Here is a 16,969-nt window from a genome sequence, read left to right on the forward strand (position 1 = left end):
TATTTTTTAAAAGTGCAAATATACTACCGCGAGATAGGCGTTGTCAAGTAAATTATAGTTTATTTACATTAATAAAGAGTGAGGTAGCGTTTTTACTGGATACCGAGTACCTTCATCTTTTCCCAAAAGTCTGGGAACGATTTAGACACAACTTCTGGATTCAATATTTCTAAATCGGTTTTCAAAGCCAAAGGAGCAAAAGCCATTGCCATTCTGTGGTCTTGATAGGTTTCAATTTTTACTTCTGAATTTAATTCCGATACGGGTTTCAAATGTAGAGATTCATTTGTTATGATGACTTCTGCACCAAACTTCTCAATCTCAGTTTTGAGTGCTACTAGTCTATCGGTTTCTTTGACTTTGAGTGTATGCAATCCAGTCAAGAAACACTCTACCCCAAGTCCAAGACAAGTAACAGCTATAGTTTGAGCTAGATCTGGCGTATCATTGAGATCCAGCTCAATTTTCGAGGGAAGCTTAAAATTTTCAGTCTTTGACAACAGAATTGAATTATTATTGAATTGAGTTTTTATTCCAAAAAGCTCATAAAACTCAGCTACTTGAGCATCGCCCTGAAGGCTGTTCTTGTGGTATGTGGATATTTCAAACTCTGCAGTTGCCATCAAGGCCAAACAACTATAAAAATAGGACACCGAGCTCCAGTCAGATTCCACTGAGATTTGCGTGGGCTCAATTTCAGTTTTAGGATGCACCTGAATAAAATTGGATTCAAAATAAACCTCAATCCCAATAGATTCCAGTGCCTGAGCAGTCATTTTGAGGTAAGGTTTGGAAGTTACTTTGGATTCCAGATTTATCTTTAGTCCATTTTTTAAAGAAGGTGCAATGAGCATCAAGGCTGTAATGTATTGACTGCTCACATCCGCAGAAATAGAAATATGATCTTTTGAAAGTGATTTGCCTTTAATTTTCAATGGCGGAAAGCCTTCATTTTTGACGTAATTTATTGATGCGCCAAGAGTTCTCAAAGCTTGCACTAAAATTCCTATAGGTCGTTCCTGCATCCGCTGACTTCCCGTGAGTACAACGTCAACTCCAGGAAGTGTTGACAGATAAGCAGTCGAAAATCGCATAGCGGTGCCTGCGTGATGAATATCTATTTCTTTGGTTTCCCCAAGCGAGGCTGATAAAGCTTTTTGAAGCACCTGAGTGTCATCACTTTTGGACAAGCCTTTTAGAATTAAATTCGGAAATAAGGCTTGTAGGATCAAATATCTATTGGATATACTTTTAGATCCTGTAATTTCAAAATTGAAAAAACCTGTTTTTGGAGGCACACAAGTTAATTTCATTTTGAGTCATTTTTTTTGAGGTTGCCTCTGAATTTCAAAAAGGTAACTACAAAACCATAGACAAATCCACTCATTATATTTGCTACAAAAAATCTCAGTAAATTGTCTGCTGCAAATCTGTTTTCAGCATACAATGCCCAGTCAAAGTCGTAACCAAACCAAACGTCTATGACATTATAAATGATAATAAAGCCTAAAGCTAAACTGGTAACTGATCGCCAAAAGCCTTTGGCAGATATGACTCTTTGAAACATTTATTTCAGTTTTGGATTATTTTGATGGCGATTGTGGTCGCGTTTTGTTTTCAGGTCCAGCTTTTTATCAAAAGCCTGTTGCAAATCTATACCTGTTTGATTTGCCAAACATAAAACAACAAACACAACATCTGCAAGTTCTTCACCAAGATCTTTGGATTTATCGCTTTCTTTTTCACTTTGCTCACCATAGCGTCTGGCTATAATTCTTGCTACTTCTCCTACTTCTTCAGTAAGCTGAGCCATGTTGGTGAGCTCATTGAAATAGCGAACACCGTGTTCATTTATCCATTCATCGACTGCCTTTTGGGCGTTTTCAATATCCATGTGTTATGATTTTACCAGTACAATCTTCTCATTTTCTTTGTTGATCAAATTTGCATAAAAATCTTTTAGGTTAGCATAGTCTTGGGGTAAAAATAATATCGAATTAATATTTTGGTTCACTTTTAAAGAAATCATTCCATTATTCTCCTCGATAAGATAGGTTAAAGTCAACAAACTGTCCCCTAAATTGAAAATTGCTTTTTCTGGCATGTAATCGATTTTGTAACCTTCGGGTAAGCTGATTGAAATATAGTGTTCAATACTTCGTGGATATGTGAAATCAATAGGATAAATCCTTTCTTCATCTTTGAAAGGATTTTGTTTTGAATTCAAAAACAACATAGGTGACAAATAGATTTTGTCACCTATCTTTTCTACATATTCTCCGTTTCCGGAAAAAGAAAACCCTTCTACCATAGGTTTTGAAATATCATTTAGATTAGCGGTAGATACTTCAGTAATTTTATTTAGATTAAAATCTTTGCCATACTTTAATTTTATATCATCATCACTCTTTTTGTAAAGCAGGTTTCTTGTTTCTAGACCAAACTGATCTATAGAAATTATTCTGCACATACCATCGACTTCCCCTTCTTCATTAACTTCAGCACTCACCTGATACCTCTTAACTGAACTGGATGATGGAACCAGATTCAAAGATTCAAAACCATCAGGCTTTATAACTGTCCCCCTCCAGTTCAACAAGCGCTTCGGAAGAACATTTGGGATCGAAAATTCATTGGTTGCATCCAAAAGGAAAACTTCCCCATTAATGTTTATATGAGTGAATACATAGTTAAAACCCGAAATAGTAGGATACAGAGGGATTCCATGAGATATTGTGCTAGATAAAACGGGATTCGCATCCAAACCTGCTTCTCTCAGCATAGCTGTCAACATGATATTAATGTCTGCGGAATTCCCTACTTTTTCTTTGTAAACTTTATTCAATTTATCACTTGTATACCTCCTTTCTTTGTCATTCCAGGTCATTCTGTCTTTTACAAATTCAAAAACGGCAATCATCTTTTCTTTAGGAAGGTTTATGTCTCTTAAAAGGGTTTTCAAATCACTGCTAAAGTATTTTGAGCGTGATAGTTCTACATTGTAGGTATCTGTATCACTTAATGTATTTACGACGTCGTCCCATGTTTTGGAAACAGACTTATGAGCTTCATACTCTCCTGTTTTATATGATGATAATTCATATCCAACTGAAGGGAGGTAATTGCTCACATTATTAACAAACGATTCGTTCTTTATCTTAGGTAAATCGTTTATAATGTGTTGTGAATGCTTTATAGAAGTCCGTATTTGTGTCCCTGCAGACCTTACATAAATAGGGCTTTCTGTTTGATCTACCAATGTTTTAAATTGATGATATCCTTTTGACTTTATACTGTAAGCCAGGTATTCATTTGGAATTTTTGTAGCATATTCTGAATAACGCGTATAAATATCATTTTGAAAAACCCAGACAGGAAGATTGGATACGTGAGGGGATGTAATTGTATAGGTGTATTCTAAAATCACTCCATCTTGAATTTTAGGCAAAGTAAATTTCTTGGCTTCCCAAGAATCACTTAGGTCTATATCAAACACTTCTTTTCTACGAAGTTTTTCTCTTTCTATCTTTCCATTCTCTTCATAATACACATAACCCTTTATTCTAGAAACAGATTCTTTATCTGAACTTTTATTGCCAACATAATAGGGAATTTGAACATTAGCCTGATCATAACCATCCTTATTATATATTTTCACCCTTCTTGTTACTACAAAATCGTATTCCCAGGATTCCGTCATTTTAAATGAAATTTCACCCTTTTCATAAAGTACTTCAGCCACACCGTCTTCATCATTGGGTGAATCAGTTTCCCATAACATTTCCAAGGTTATATCTTCTAGTTCTTTAGATTGAGAATGATTTAGATTGAAAAAAAGAACAACTAATAAGGATGTGAAAAAAAATTTCATAACAGGGTTTAATTTTAAATAAGTTTTAAACTAAGTTTGGTATTATCATATTTGGCTATCGCTGAAAAGAAGTCTACAAATTTGCCATAATCTGCTTTTTCATATTTATTTTTATTAAGCTTCAGGTATCTTTTTACCACAAGTTTATTGTCTTGCAGCTCAAAATCCAGAGTATAAGTACCATATTCAGAATCCAATTTTACATCATTTAGTTCTGTTTCTAAAGATAACCCCTCTAGATTAAATACAAATTCGTCTTCATCTATAAATCCTCTTTCAACTACAAAAGGTGATTTTCTGGAATTATATCTAGGCAAATTGACTTGAAATTTATTAAAAGGATTAATGTCTAATATAAGATCGTTACCATAAATTTTAGCATAATTTTCATCTTCGACTTGTAGGTTTTCGATAAAAGTAACTTCATCCTTGTTATTTAAAAATAGGTGGTTTTGAACAGTCAGTTCTTTTAAATTTTTCCAGTAGGATTGATAGTGAGAATTGATTTCTTTACTATCATAATTATCTAAAGAATATCTGTTATTGTATTGAGAACCTTTGGTTAAAATTTCAACAGATGCTTTCAACGTCTTATCAATGATATCAATTTCTGCACTCGTTTTTTGATAGTTATCGCTTTCAGAATAAACTGGAGTTCTCATGATCTCACCCCCTGTGGGCTTCAAAGCAAGAACATTTCTATTGTCTGTAAAAGTGCCTAAAAAATTGAATGGAATATTTTGGCTTGTACACTCCAACCAAATATCATCCTCACTTTCCTGAGGAATATTTAATATGACATGGTTTCCCTGTAGGGATGGAAATTCTTTTGATATATCTTCGATTTCTGATCCCGCCTGCACCACACAGTAATTAGCCTGTATGTCAACTAAATTAAGAAGAGCTTTTGTATAATTTGTCAAACCCTTACAGTCTCCATATTTCTTATCATCGACTTCTTCGGCTGAAATTGGCTTCCAACCACCTAAGCCGATTTGCACACTTATATAGCGTGTATTATCCTGCACATACTGGTATATGGCTTTAGCCTTTTCTATTTTTGTTTCCAAATTTTGGGTGATTGACATAATTTCAGAAACTGTTGATTCTGGTAATTCATCAAGTCCCTCCAAAAGGTTATTGTATTGCCACAATCCAAAATCTTTCCAAGTATCTAACTGGCCTTTTTCTCCTTCAAGTTCAAATGTTCTTAGAGCGAACATAACTTTTGGGGTAAAAACCTCTAAGGATGGGCTATAAACTTCTCTAGGAATGGAAGGCAAATTGGATACTGTATACTTAAAGTGGCTAGGTGAAATGTGTTCTAATTCAACACCGTCCATGAAATCATTTTCAAAAGTGCGAAGCTCTATACCTGAGTTATTTTCAACTTCATAATTGAATTCTTTGATCGACTGATAATAATTTTTATAGGGTCTAAAGTCTTGAATAAAAGCTGTGTTTTTCGTCTTTAACTTTTTTTCTACTTGAATGGTTACTGGATAACTAGCTGGCGTAAAATCCAAATACTTAACCCTGTTATCAGAATATAAGTTGACAGAACCAACTGCGCTTACATCCATAAAATCTCTTTCTTTAAATTTTTTGATTTCAGAACCTAGCACATTATATACTTTCGCTTCAAGGTCTTTGATTTTTCTAGATTTATCATAAAAAGCAAACGCATCCAAATCCTTAAGGCCTCTCTTGTTTAAGATCGTGACTATTTTATTTTCAGTAATGGTTATCGAATTATAACTATCAATCACAATTTTTGTATCATTTTTTAAAACAACAGAATTGGACTGCTCTAAAAGATTTGAATTTAAATTCGAGATGGAATAATCTTGTTGTGAAAAAATACTGATAGAAAAAGTACACAAGAATAGCAGGACGATTTTTTTCATGATCCAAAACTAAAAAAAATATTAAAAATTATAAATTTTTTAACTCTTTTGTTTCGAGTCTAAAATAAAGGTAAGAGGACCATCATTGATGGAGGATACCTGCATGTCTGCTCCAAACCTTCCAGATTGCAAAGTCGTATTCATAACACTTTCAAGTCTTTTAATAAATGCCTCGTAAAGCTCATTTGCCAAATCAGGCTTTGCAGCTGCAGTAAAACTTGGCCGATTTCCTTTTTTTGTTGAAGCATATAGCGTGAACTGGCTTACTACCAAAAATTCTCCTCCAACCTCTTTACAATTTAAATTCATTTTTCCATTTTCGTCCGAAAAAATTCTTAGCTGAGTGACTTTTTTGACTAACCAGTCTATGTCTTCATGCTCATCATCAGTTTCTATACCCAAATAGATCAAAAGTCCTTGATTGATGCTGCCTGCTATTTCAGTGTCAATTGCCACAGAAGCTTCCTTCACTCTTTGCAATACTACTCTCATATTATCTCAAGTCTTGATAAGGGTCCTTTCTAAAACTTTCATCTTCCTCGCCATCAAGAATTTGCAAATAACTTTTGTATCTGGAATAAGCTATTTCATCTTCTGCTAATGCATCCTTCACAGCACACTTTGGCTCGTCTACATGAATGCAATTGTTGAATTTACAATCTGTTTTCAGCTTAAAAAATTCAGGAAAGTAATTGTCAAGATCGTATTTGTCGATATCTACAACACCAAATCCTCTTATACCTGGTGTATCTATGATTTGACCTCCAAAATGTAACTCATGCATTTCTGCAAAAGTGGTAGTATGCTGACCTTGTCTATGCTGTTCAGAAATTTCTGAAGTTTTGATATCCAGACTTGGTTCTATGGAATTAACTAAAGTGGACTTCCCAACACCACTGTGCCCAGCAAATACACTTACCTTATTTTTCATCAATTCTTTTACCTTGTCAATGTTTTCTCCAGTTTCAGCAGAAATCCCTATACAGGTGTAACCTATTTCTCGGTAGAGTTCTGCTATATATTTCATCTCTGCAAATTCTTCCAAGCTGTATGCATCCACTTTATTGATCAATAATACAGTTGGAATATGGTAAGCCTCTGCAGTAACCAGAAAACGATCTATAAATGTGGTACTTGTGGGAGGATTGTTATGAGTCACCAATAAAAAAGCCAAATCAATATTAGCTGCTATAATGTGTGTTTGCTTAGATAAATTTACAGATTTGCGAATAATGTAATTTTTCCTGTCGTGAATCTCTTTTATAATCCCTATGGTCTCGTCCCCTTTTTTTTCTGTGTCGATTTCCACATGATCTCCTACAGCCACAGGATTGGTACTTTTGATACCTTTCAGCCTGAATTTTCCTTTAATTCTAGAGTTATAAATCTTTCCATCCTCTGCCTTTACATAGTACCAACTCCCAGTAGATTTATAAACAACAGCTCTCATTAACTTTCTTTTGAATTGATTTCAGACATAGTCTATTGACTTATAATTTTATGTTGATGAGCAATAGATTCTTCGTGAATAGCTTTGGTGAGACGCTCAACAAAATCTTTGGACAAGCTATTTTTCTCACCTTCCATGGTCAATCTATTTAACACTTTACTCCATCGCTCTGGCTGTAAAATCGCCACATTATTTTCTTTCTTCAATTCACCTATTTCATCGGCAACACTCATACGTTTACCAAGAAAATCAATAATTTGGTTGTCTATGATATCAATTTTTGACCTCATAACATTCAAGTGCTTATTGAACTCTTCAGCGCCTTCTTTATTTCTGATGCGAAGGTCTATAGTCATTTGTTTTAAGAAATCTGGTGTGATTTGTTGAGCAGCGTCACTCCAGGCTTTTTCCGGAGTATGGTGTGTTTCTACAATCATCCCGTCATAATTTAGATCCAGAGCAGTTTGACAAATATCAAACACTAGATTTCTATTTCCTGCAATATGAGACGGATCTACCAAAATCGGTAAATCTGGGAATTGATTCTGCAGGTCTATGGCGATTTGCCATTCAGGGTTATTTCTATATTTGATTTTTTCGTAAGTCGAAAACCCTCTGTGAATAACACCAAGATTTTTAATATTGGCATTGTACAGGCGTTCTACACCTCCCAGCCATAAAGCTAAGTCTGGATTTACTGGGTTTTTAACCAGAACAATTTTATCTGTGCCTTCCAACGCATCAGCGATTTCCTGAACGATAAATGGACTTACTGTACTTCTGGCGCCAATCCACAACACATCTACACCTGCCTTTAATGCCAAATCTACATGGGTCTTATTAGCCACTTCAGTGGCGATCATCAAACCTGTTTCTTCCTTGGCTTTTTTGAGCCAGTCTAAACCAATGGCACCAACGCCTTCAAAATTCCCAGGACGTGTTCTCGGCTTCCAAATACCAGCACGCATCACTGTCGCATCAGAATCTTTAAGTTGACGTGCAATAGTTAGAACTTGTTCTTCAGTTTCGGCACTACAGGGTCCAGCGATGACCAACGGATGATCCAAATTCATCTCCGTTAACCAGTTCCTTAGATTTTTATCATTTTTCATGAATACAAAATTAACTTTTAATACCAGATGACAAAGCCATTTTACTTGCTTTTAAGGAAGCAAAAGTCTTTTAAAAAAGCGGTTTACAATTTTATTCTGAATTTGTGAAGAGATATAATTTGTATTTTTGTTCAAAAGTTTTAAAATGTCTATTGAAGTAAAGTCCATTTCAAAATCATACAAAGACCAACTTGTTCTAAATGACATCAATTTTAAGATCTCTAAGGGAGAAGTTGTCGGTTTACTTGGGCCAAATGGTGCTGGTAAATCTACACTAATGAAGATTTTGACTGGCTTTATAAGTCCGAGTGCTGGAGAGGCTAATATCAATGCTTTAAAACTTACTGAAGCCAAGACAGACATACAGAAACAAATAGGCTATCTGCCAGAACATAATCCCATTTATCTGGAAATGTACATCCGGGAATATCTCAATTTTCACGCTAAGATTTTTAAAAGTCCCAAAGAAAGAATTGATAAAGTAATAGAACAGACCAAGCTTACCAAAGAAATAGGGAAACGCATTTATCAATTATCCAAAGGCTACAGACAGCGCGTGGGATTGGCGGCGGCTCTGCTTCATGATCCAGACATTTTAATTCTTGATGAGCCTACCACAGGCCTTGATCCAAATCAGCTCATAGAAATTAGAGAACTGATAAAATCAATTAGTAAAAACAAAACCATTTTACTTTCTACCCACATTATGCAGGAAGTAGAAGCCATCTGTGATAGAGTGATTATCATCAATAAAGGTGAAATTGTCTCCGATAAAAAATTAGAAGACCTAAACGATTCTTCTCAACAAGTGATAGAAGTTGAATTTAACTACAGAATTGAAGAAGTTGCACTAAAGGAAATTGGTAAAGTATCTAATATTGTGAATACAACACGTTTCAAGTATGAAATTACCTTCGACACTACAGTTGATAAACGCCCAGATGTTTTTGATTTTGCGCATGATAAAGGCTTAAAGATTATCGAACTTCACAAAAAAAATAAGAATCTTGAAAGTCTATTTATAGATCTGACTAAAGATTCTTAAAATTACCTGCTTGAATAGCACTAAGCATTATTGAAAACTCCAATAAATTTTATGAAAAGAAATTTAAAATCCTACATAACAATTAGTTTAAAAGGCATGGGAATGGGTGCAGCAGATGTAGTACCAGGGGTCTCTGGTGGAACTATAGCTTTCATCACAGGTATTTATGAAGAACTCGTTACTACCATAGCCAATGTTGATCTTGGGCTACTTAAAATCTGGAAAAAAGAAGGCTTTAATAAGATGTGGAATGCGCTTAACGGTAATTTCATTCTAGCCTTACTTGTTGGTATTTTTATAAGTGTGTTTACGTTGATGCGCCTTACCAATTATTTACTAGAAACCTACCCGATCGTTGTTTGGTCTTTTTTCTTCGGACTTGTTTTAGCAAGTGTGTGGTACGTTGGAAAACAAATAGACCAGTGGAATCTTAAATTAATAGCATTTACCACTATAGGATTTGTGGTAGCTTTTGGTATTACCCTGCTTGCGCCAGCTCAGGGCATGGATCACCCACTCTACTTCCTCTTATGCGGATCAGTAGCAGTTTGCGCTATGATCTTACCGGGTATATCTGGGGCATTTATCCTAGTATTGATGGGAGGTTATAAAGCAATTACACAAGCTGTTTCTGAATTTAATTTTCAAGTTATAGCACTTGTAGGGCTTGGCGCAATTATTGGCTTATTGAGTTTCTCAAGAATCCTAAAATGGCTTTTTAATAATTTCAAATCGATTACTCTAGCTGTTTTGACTGGTTTTATAGCTGGGTCTCTCAACAAAATATGGCCATGGAAAAACGTTTTAGATTCAGAAATCATCAAAGGCAAAGAAGTCATTCTAAAAGAAACTTCGGTTTTACCACAAAATTTTGATGGAGACCCTAAGTTGTGGTTTGCCATTGCAGCAGCAATTTTAGGATTTTTACTAATATTATTACTAGAAAAAATAGCGGATCAACAACCACTTTCGAATGCAGAGCACTAGAACGTTTAGCGATAAAATATTCCTTTTTCTTAAGGGACTCGCCATGGGAGCTGCCAATAAGGTACCCGGCGTGTCTGGAGGTGTTGTAGCTTTTGTTGCAGGTTTTTATGAAGAATTCATTCACTCGCTTCAGAAATTCAACCTGAAGTCTTTTAAGTTATTGCTCAACGCAAGATTCAGAAGCTTTTTTCAATATATAAATGCAAAATTTTTGGCCATTCTCATTTTAGGAATGGTCTTCAGTTATTTCAGTGTTTCAAAATTATTGGATTATTTCATTCAACATTATGAACTCTATGTCTGGTCTACATTTTTCGGGATGATTGTTGGATCTATTTATTATATCGGCAAAGATTTTAGAATTAGATCTTTACGAACTATTGTGTTTATTGGACTTGGCATTGTGGCAGGCCTTAGCATTAGTTTTTTAAAGCCTGCGACGGAAAATGACCATCTGCTTTTCGTCTTCTTTTGTGGAATTATAAGCGTGTCTGGAATGACCCTTCCAGGTTTATCGGGCTCTTTTATTTTAATTTTACTAGGAAATTATGTGCTGCTCTTGGTAGATTCAGTGAATGCACTTTATGATACTATTGCAGATGTTGTAAAGTTGGATTTCTCATTTACAGATAACCCTAAACGAATGAGACTTCTGCAAGTGCTGGGATCTTTTACAGCAGGTTCACTTTTTGGATTGATTACACTTTCACATCTGCTAAACTATGTGCTGAAATATTATAAGAAAATTACTTTTTCCATTATCATAGGTTTTATTACTGGAAGTTTAGGCGTAGTTTGGCCATGGAAAGAAAAAATTTTTAAGACCAACGAGCTTGGTGATGTTATAAAAGACACTAATGGAGACCCCATACTGGATAACTATGTAAGGTTTTGGCCAAGCCTTACCGACGGAAGCACCTGGATCGCTTTCTTTTTTATAATAGTAGGAATTTTAATAGTTTTGAGCCTTGCTTGGTATGGTAAGCAAAGAAAAATAAGATAAAATATGACAACTTACGGACTGATAGGAAAAAATATAGATTATTCATTTTCAAAATCATATTTCAATACCAAATTTAATAACGAAGCCATAAAGGCTAAGTATATTAATTATGATATTGAAAACATCAATGAAATCAAGCAAATTGTCAACAATTCTATAGAATTGGCAGGACTTAACGTTACTATTCCTTACAAGGAAGCGGTTATTCCATTTTTGGACGAAATTGATTCTCAGGCAGAACGTATTGGCGCTGTCAATACTATAAAAATTGAAAATAAAAAACTGATTGGCTACAACACAGATGTGTTTGGATTTACAAAATCAATTTTCCCTTTGATAGCTCCGAATCATGAAGCAGCCCTTATTTTAGGAACTGGAGGTGCTGCTAAAGCGATCAGGCATGCCCTGGTATCTATGGGCTATCAGATCAATTTTGTGTCAAGGGAAAAGGATAAAGGGGATTTTACTTACGGTGATTTAAATTCAGATATCATGAAAAGTCATCAACTTATAGTCAACTGCACACCACTTGGCACTCATCCGGATGTAAATCAATTTCCACCCATTCCCTATGAATTCGTAAACGAGACTCATCTATTATATGATCTTATTTACAATCCTTCCATCACAAGTTTTCTAGCACAGGGACGAGAAAACGGTGCTCAAATTATCAACGGTGAGCAAATGCTGGTTGCTCAGGCAGAAAAAGCCTGGGAAATCTGGAATGAGTAAGTAACCTTTGCTTTCAGTAATTTTTGAGGGATATAAAAAAAGCAATTTATAATGAGGTTTTCATTATGAATTGCTTTCTATTTCTACCAAAAAAAGGAATTTACAATCCGTTTTTAATTAGTAAAATTTCTTGTATTTACGTTTGGCAAGAATTCCTAGAATTATCCAAAGCACAAGTGCAATTAGAATGAATTGATAGCTGATAATTTGGTCTCCACTGGCATAAGAATGTAATCCTGTAAGATAAAAATTAACGCCAAAATAAGTCATCAAGATTGAACCAAAAGCAATCACGGCAGCCCAGTTAAACGCAAACAAGCCCCTTAATCCCGGCACTAAGCGCATGTGTATGACGAAAGCATACACGAAAATACTAATCAACGCCCAGGTCTCTTTAGGATCCCAGCCCCAATATCTACCCCAGCTTTCGTTGGCCCATTGTCCTCCCAGGAAGTTTCCTATAGTAAGCATTACCAAACCAACTGTCAATGCTAACTCATTAATGATAGTTAACTCTTGAATATTGAGTTTCATTTTTTTGAAATTGGACTTGTTGGTCGCAATAATTAATATGAGTGAAACCAGTCCTATTATGGCGCCCAACGCAAAAGGACCGTAGCTCCCTACAATTACAGCCACGTGAATCATAAGCCAATATGAATCCAATACAGGCTGTAAGTTACCAATACTTGGATCTAACCAGTTCCAGTGGGCAACCATCAAAATAATGGAAGTCACAAATGCTGTTGAACCCATGGTTAAATCACTTTTTCGCCCAAAAGCTAAACCAAAAAACATGGTAGCCCATGCCACATAAATCATACTTTCATAAGCATTACTCCATGGCGCATGTCCAGAAATATACCATCTTGCACCTAAACCTATCGTATGAACAGCAAAAAGTACTACCAGCAAGACTTTGCTTGTTGTGATAGCAAACTTGTTCAGTTTTGTCTCCTTAAAAATACTCATGATTACGAAAACAATCATGACTAAACTTACATAAAGATAGAGCTGAAATAACAGATTGAAAATATCAATTTTATTATATAATATTTCAGCTTTCACTTGGTCTTCCGGCGGCATGACCTCTTCTCCGTATTTCTTTTGAAATGATTTTAAACTTAAAAGTAATTCTCCTGCCTGGTCATAATCTCCGGATTGTCTTGCACTTCTTAAAGATTGCATGTAAAGTGGCAGCACCTGTTTGGTGTAAAGTGTATCTACACCGGTATAATACCTTTCATCGTCAAGTTCAGTATATGCTACCCATTTATTATTAGGGTGGTCTGGAACAGGAAATATTTTGAACTGCTCACCTTTTAAAGTATTAAAAATCAAATTCACTTTTTCTCCGGCAGTGATAAAATCCTTTTGAAATTGATTGGGAACTGCTGCCTTATAGGCTTCCTCCAAGTATTTACCAAGCTTATATTCACCGGTTTTAGGGTCAAAAAAATCTGTGAGCGAAACATATTCTTTGTTTTCCTCAACACCTAGCACATGATGAATACTATCATTTTTGGCCTTAATAGAAATGATGGGGGCAGAATACCAAATTTGTGGATTCTCTATCATAGAGATCAAAACCTGATCGCTATTCAAATCTTCATAGTTGTCCTTTTTTCCAAGTTTTCTTAATAATTCAGAAGAATACGTATTGATAGGTTTCATCCTACCTCCATAATCCTGAATAATTAACTCCCCAAACTTAGCTGCATGTTCTTTATCCACTTTGTTGGCCTGGATCATTTTGATAACTTTCTCATAATCCACTTCGGGCATCATGTCGTGGCCGTGGTCAACTTCGGAAATACTATCTTTTACTTCGCTTTGCTCCTCTACTACGTTTCCATTTTCGGTTTGAGCAAAACTTGACAATCCAAAGAGTAGGATGAGTATGCTGGCTAGTTTTGCTTTTTTCAATTTTATTTTTTCCAATTTCTTTCTTAAATCTCCAAATCTCGAACCTCTATCAAACATTATAGCCATAAGCCCCAGGTATAATAAAAAATAACCTATGTAAGTTATCCAGGTTCCCCACCAATCATTATTTACAGATAGAATAGTCCCACCTTCATCAGGATCAAAAGATGACTGGAAAAAACGATAGCCTTTGTGATCCAAAACATGATTCATATAGATATCGTAAGGATAAGAGTTACTGCCATCTATGACCTCAACTTTACTCATAAATGACTCGTAACTAGGCTGTCTTCTATCCTCGGTTCCAGGATGTTTCTTGGCTATAAAGTCATTCAACTTCAAAGCAAATGGAAGCTCTATATCTTTACTCCCATAACTCATAAAAACTTCAAAATCACCAACTTTTATTTTTTTCATATCCATTTGAAACCCTTTCCCACCAAGCAAACCTATTTTTTCGGTTCTTCCATTGGCTGTGACCTGAACAAAAACACCGTCAGGATCATTTTTACTGGCTAGCTCTTTTTCAACCAAATCATAACGCCCTTTAATAGCAGGATCTGGAATAACAAACTGCATATTCCCGATATTATATAGAGAACGCATCTGTAAATCTTGAACTGAATCTACTGCAAGTTCACCTCTTTCTTGATCGGCCATTCGCATCCAGTCTCCTTCAAAAGGAGAGGTGATGGTAAACCCCACATCATTGTTTCCAACGATATTGATGGCTCCATCAGTCTGCTTATTGAAAGCAAACAAGACATTGTGAATATTTGCGACTTCTCCTGATTTTAAAAAATGATCGTGCCTGTTACCATCTCCAGATTCTACAATTTTCAAAAAATAATCCCCGTTTTCGTCTTCTACAACCCCTTCTTCAGCACCTTTTATAAATTCAAGAAACTCTATTTTAATTGGGTTTCCATTATAGTCTGTCGTAATTGACTTACCCTTTGTTATCTTAGGACCAAGGTTGATATTAAAATCTTGCTTTTTTCTTAGGGGTTCGCCATCAATCTCGCCATCTATAAATGTGGATAAATAGGTTTTCTCTGAAAGCATTTTACTTTCAACTTCTCCTTCACGTATAGGCATTATACCTTCTTCTCCAATATATCGAGTGACCCACGCACCTACCAAAATTAAAATAAAAGACAAGTGAAGCGTTAGTGTAGTCAGTTTTTTCTTGCTAAGGAGCTTGTATCTAAATATATTTCCGATGAAATTAATCACAAAAAACACCATGATCACCTCAAACCACCAGGCATCATAAATCCATTCTTTAGCAGTTATGGTTGTATATGAGTTTTCTACAAAAGTCCCCACTGCCATAGCAACTGCATAAACCACAAAAAGCACTGCCATAAGTCTGGTGGAGAATAGTATATTTTTAATCTTTTTCTCTAACATAATTTATTTTAAATCATTCGCAAATATACTCAATATAGGAGGATTTGTAAAGCATACAGGGACTTACGAACGTTGAAGTTGTGTTAATTAAAAACCTTTCATATCAAGAGACTAAGTGTTAAAAAATAGATAGTTACCATTTTTTAAGTTTAGCAATTGAAGATTGTTCTATTTTTTAAGAAAAACTGCAATTAGTGATATTTGCGATTCTTAACGTTCTCCTATGAAAATTAAAAATGAAGCTTACCTTTGTTGGAAAGATTTAAATCATTTAGATGTTTAGAATAGTTATTTTGGGGACTGGCAATGTAGCTACACATATGTTTAAAGCCTTTCAATCCACTACAGATTGCTCTGTTATTCAAGTTTACAATCATAAGCAAGAGTCTTTAACTAGGTTTGCTGAATTTACTGAAACTACCTCAGATTTATCTCAACTGAAGTCAGCCGATATGTATTTGTTGTGTCTGAAAGATGATGTTATTAAAGATGTTGCTAGTCAAATAAAAACTAAACAAGGAATCGTGGCTCATACTTCTGGGAGCCAATCCATTCTAGAGTCTTTAAATTCTGCTGTATTTTATCCGCTCCAAACTTTTTCTAAAGGTTCTGAGCTAGAGTATTCTAAAATCCCATTCTGCCTGGAGGCCAATTCAGAAGAAAATTTAAACACTTTAAAAACAATAGCGAGCTACATTTCAACTCACATTTATGAAATTAGCTCTTCTCAACGTCAAACCTTACATCTGGCAGCTGTATTTGTTTGCAATTTCACCAATCACCTGTATTCTATTGGAGAGCACATTTGCAAAGAAGACGATATGCCTTTTGACATTCTTAAAGCCCTAATTAAGGAAACTTCAGACAAAGTACAACTCAACCCTCCATCTAAAGTTCAAACAGGTCCTGCCATTAGAAAAGACAGCAGTACCATAAAAAGGCACCTTAAACAGTTGAAACAAAAAACACATAAAGACATTTATCAACTTATGACACAATCCATAATAGAAAAACATGACAAACTATAAAACCCTTTTAAACCAGATTACAACTTTTGCCTTTGATGTTGATGGCGTTTTTACCAACGGCTCACTACAAGTATCCTCTTCCGGAGAACTCATCAGAACCATGAATGTAAAAGATGGGTTTGTGATAAAAGAAGCTTTAAAGGCTGGTTACGAGATCATTATTATTTCTGGCGGTACCAATGAAATGGTAAAAACAAGACTAAAAGATCTCGGAATCACCAATATCCACCTTGGTGTTGCTGACAAGGTTGAATGTCTCGACGAGTTCCTGGATGTTTACGGCATTAAAGCTGAAAACGTAACTTATATGGGCGATGATATTCCAGACATTTACCCTATGAAAATGGTTGGACTTCCAACCTGCCCGCAGGATGCTGTCCCAGAAGTTAAGGCAATTTCTGCTTATGTTTCTCATAGAAAAGGTGGCGAGGGCTGCGTGAGAGATATCATAGAGCAAGTGATGAAAACACAAGGCAAATGGAATTACTAGGCCTC

15 protein-coding genes are annotated in these 16,969 nt (G+C 35.3%); 6 read left to right on the forward strand and 9 right to left on the reverse strand.

Annotated elements, in window-relative coordinates; genetic code table 11:
- Positions 1–92 precede the first annotated feature (92 nt).
- From LB454_RS03635 to LB454_RS03670, 8 genes are read right to left on the reverse strand one after another with little or no spacing between them, the layout of a single operon-like run.
- Positions 93–1,313 carry a 3-phosphoshikimate 1-carboxyvinyltransferase gene (locus LB454_RS03635; RefSeq protein WP_224463227.1) on the reverse strand — a complete coding sequence of 407 codons (1,221 nt, stop codon included), beginning with the start codon at positions 1,311–1,313 and terminating at the stop codon, positions 93–95.
- Positions 1,310–1,567, reverse strand: a complete 258-nt coding sequence (locus LB454_RS03640) for a hypothetical protein (RefSeq protein ID WP_224463228.1) — start codon at positions 1,565–1,567, stop codon at positions 1,310–1,312. The genes LB454_RS03635 and LB454_RS03640 overlap by 4 nt, the downstream gene beginning before the upstream one ends.
- Complete coding sequence (locus tag LB454_RS03645) at positions 1,568–1,894, reverse strand: nucleotide pyrophosphohydrolase (protein WP_224463231.1); 327 nt, start codon at positions 1,892–1,894, stop codon at positions 1,568–1,570.
- Positions 1,895–1,897: 3 nt separating this feature from the next.
- A complete protein-coding gene (locus LB454_RS03650; protein ID WP_224463233.1) occupies positions 1,898–3,871 on the reverse strand; it encodes a transglutaminase domain-containing protein in 1,974 nt (657 codons plus the stop codon).
- Between the two features lie 14 nt (positions 3,872–3,885).
- Complete coding sequence (locus LB454_RS03655) at positions 3,886–5,778, reverse strand: DUF3857 domain-containing protein (protein ID WP_224463236.1); 1,893 nt, start codon at positions 5,776–5,778, stop codon at positions 3,886–3,888.
- A gap of 39 nt (positions 5,779–5,817) precedes the next feature.
- Positions 5,818–6,270 (reverse strand): D-aminoacyl-tRNA deacylase, encoded by a 453-nt coding sequence (gene dtd / locus LB454_RS03660; protein ID WP_224463238.1) that lies wholly within the window; start codon positions 6,268–6,270, stop codon positions 5,818–5,820.
- 1 nt (position 6,271) lies between these two features.
- Positions 6,272–7,228 carry a ribosome small subunit-dependent GTPase A gene (gene rsgA, locus LB454_RS03665; RefSeq protein ID WP_224463240.1) on the reverse strand — a complete coding sequence of 319 codons (957 nt, stop codon included), beginning with the start codon at positions 7,226–7,228 and terminating at the stop codon, positions 6,272–6,274.
- Positions 7,229–7,260: 32 nt separating this feature from the next.
- Positions 7,261–8,340, reverse strand: coding sequence for a bifunctional 3-deoxy-7-phosphoheptulonate synthase/chorismate mutase type II (locus LB454_RS03670; protein ID WP_224463243.1), 1,080 nt, complete (start codon positions 8,338–8,340; stop codon positions 7,261–7,263).
- A gap of 145 nt (positions 8,341–8,485) precedes the next feature.
- On the opposite strand from LB454_RS03670, the gene gldA reads away from it, so the two are divergent.
- From gldA to LB454_RS03690, 4 genes are read left to right on the forward strand one after another with little or no spacing between them, the layout of a single operon-like run.
- Positions 8,486–9,385 carry a gliding motility-associated ABC transporter ATP-binding subunit GldA gene (gene gldA, locus LB454_RS03675; protein WP_224463245.1) on the forward strand — a complete coding sequence of 300 codons (900 nt, stop codon included), beginning with the start codon at positions 8,486–8,488 and terminating at the stop codon, positions 9,383–9,385.
- A 51-nt stretch (positions 9,386–9,436) separates the two neighbouring features.
- Positions 9,437–10,372: a DUF368 domain-containing protein gene (locus LB454_RS03680; protein ID WP_224463247.1), complete on the forward strand. Its 936-nt coding sequence runs from the start codon at positions 9,437–9,439 to the stop codon at positions 10,370–10,372.
- Entirely contained in the window at positions 10,359–11,375 is a 1,017-nt protein-coding gene (locus LB454_RS03685; protein WP_224463249.1) for a DUF368 domain-containing protein, read from the forward strand. The genes LB454_RS03680 and LB454_RS03685 overlap by 14 nt, the downstream gene beginning before the upstream one ends.
- Before the next feature lie 3 nt (positions 11,376–11,378).
- The gene (locus LB454_RS03690; RefSeq protein WP_224463252.1) at positions 11,379–12,107 is read left to right on the forward strand and encodes a shikimate dehydrogenase family protein; all 729 of its coding nucleotides are present in this window, start codon (positions 11,379–11,381) and stop codon (positions 12,105–12,107) included.
- A 117-nt stretch (positions 12,108–12,224) separates the two neighbouring features.
- Here the strand turns inward: LB454_RS03690 and ccsA are convergent, their stop codons facing one another.
- Positions 12,225–15,446, reverse strand: a complete 3,222-nt coding sequence (gene ccsA, locus LB454_RS03695; protein ID WP_224463266.1) for a cytochrome c biogenesis protein — start codon at positions 15,444–15,446, stop codon at positions 12,225–12,227.
- A 275-nt stretch (positions 15,447–15,721) separates the two neighbouring features.
- On the opposite strand from ccsA, the gene LB454_RS03700 reads away from it, so the two are divergent.
- Together LB454_RS03700 and LB454_RS03705 are read left to right on the forward strand one after the other, a co-directional pair.
- Positions 15,722–16,474: a Rossmann-like and DUF2520 domain-containing protein gene (locus LB454_RS03700; protein ID WP_224463269.1), complete on the forward strand. Its 753-nt coding sequence runs from the start codon at positions 15,722–15,724 to the stop codon at positions 16,472–16,474.
- Positions 16,461–16,964: a KdsC family phosphatase gene (locus LB454_RS03705; protein ID WP_224463272.1), complete on the forward strand. Its 504-nt coding sequence runs from the start codon at positions 16,461–16,463 to the stop codon at positions 16,962–16,964. The genes LB454_RS03700 and LB454_RS03705 overlap by 14 nt, the downstream gene beginning before the upstream one ends.
- The last annotated feature ends 5 nt before the right edge of the window (positions 16,965–16,969 follow it).

The sequence above is a fragment of the Psychroflexus montanilacus genome (genome assembly GCF_020164535.1).
Classification (GTDB): Bacteria; Bacteroidota; Bacteroidia; order Flavobacteriales; family Flavobacteriaceae; genus Psychroflexus; species Psychroflexus montanilacus.

Coding starts and splice junctions, on each gene's coding strand:
- LB454_RS03635 (WP_224463227.1), bottom strand. CDS start 1,313: ATGAAATTAACTTGTGTGCCTCCAAAAACAGGTTTTTTCAATTTTGAA.
- LB454_RS03640 (WP_224463228.1), bottom strand. CDS start 1,567: ATGTTTCAAAGAGTCATATCTGCCAAAGGCTTTTGGCGATCAGTTACC.
- LB454_RS03645 (WP_224463231.1), bottom strand. CDS start 1,894: ATGGATATTGAAAACGCCCAAAAGGCAGTCGATGAATGGATAAATGAA.
- LB454_RS03650 (WP_224463233.1), bottom strand. CDS start 3,871: ATGAAATTTTTTTTCACATCCTTATTAGTTGTTCTTTTTTTCAATCTA.
- LB454_RS03655 (WP_224463236.1), bottom strand. CDS start 5,778: ATGAAAAAAATCGTCCTGCTATTCTTGTGTACTTTTTCTATCAGTATT.
- dtd (WP_224463238.1), bottom strand. CDS start 6,270: ATGAGAGTAGTATTGCAAAGAGTGAAGGAAGCTTCTGTGGCAATTGAC.
- rsgA (WP_224463240.1), bottom strand. CDS start 7,228: ATGAGAGCTGTTGTTTATAAATCTACTGGGAGTTGGTACTATGTAAAG.
- LB454_RS03670 (WP_224463243.1), bottom strand. CDS start 8,340: ATGAAAAATGATAAAAATCTAAGGAACTGGTTAACGGAGATGAATTTG.
- gldA (WP_224463245.1), top strand. CDS start 8,486: ATGTCTATTGAAGTAAAGTCCATTTCAAAATCATACAAAGACCAACTT.
- LB454_RS03680 (WP_224463247.1), top strand. CDS start 9,437: ATGAAAAGAAATTTAAAATCCTACATAACAATTAGTTTAAAAGGCATG.
- LB454_RS03685 (WP_224463249.1), top strand. CDS start 10,359: ATGCAGAGCACTAGAACGTTTAGCGATAAAATATTCCTTTTTCTTAAG.
- LB454_RS03690 (WP_224463252.1), top strand. CDS start 11,379: ATGACAACTTACGGACTGATAGGAAAAAATATAGATTATTCATTTTCA.
- ccsA (WP_224463266.1), bottom strand. CDS start 15,446: ATGTTAGAGAAAAAGATTAAAAATATACTATTCTCCACCAGACTTATG.
- LB454_RS03700 (WP_224463269.1), top strand. CDS start 15,722: ATGTTTAGAATAGTTATTTTGGGGACTGGCAATGTAGCTACACATATG.
- LB454_RS03705 (WP_224463272.1), top strand. CDS start 16,461: ATGACAAACTATAAAACCCTTTTAAACCAGATTACAACTTTTGCCTTT.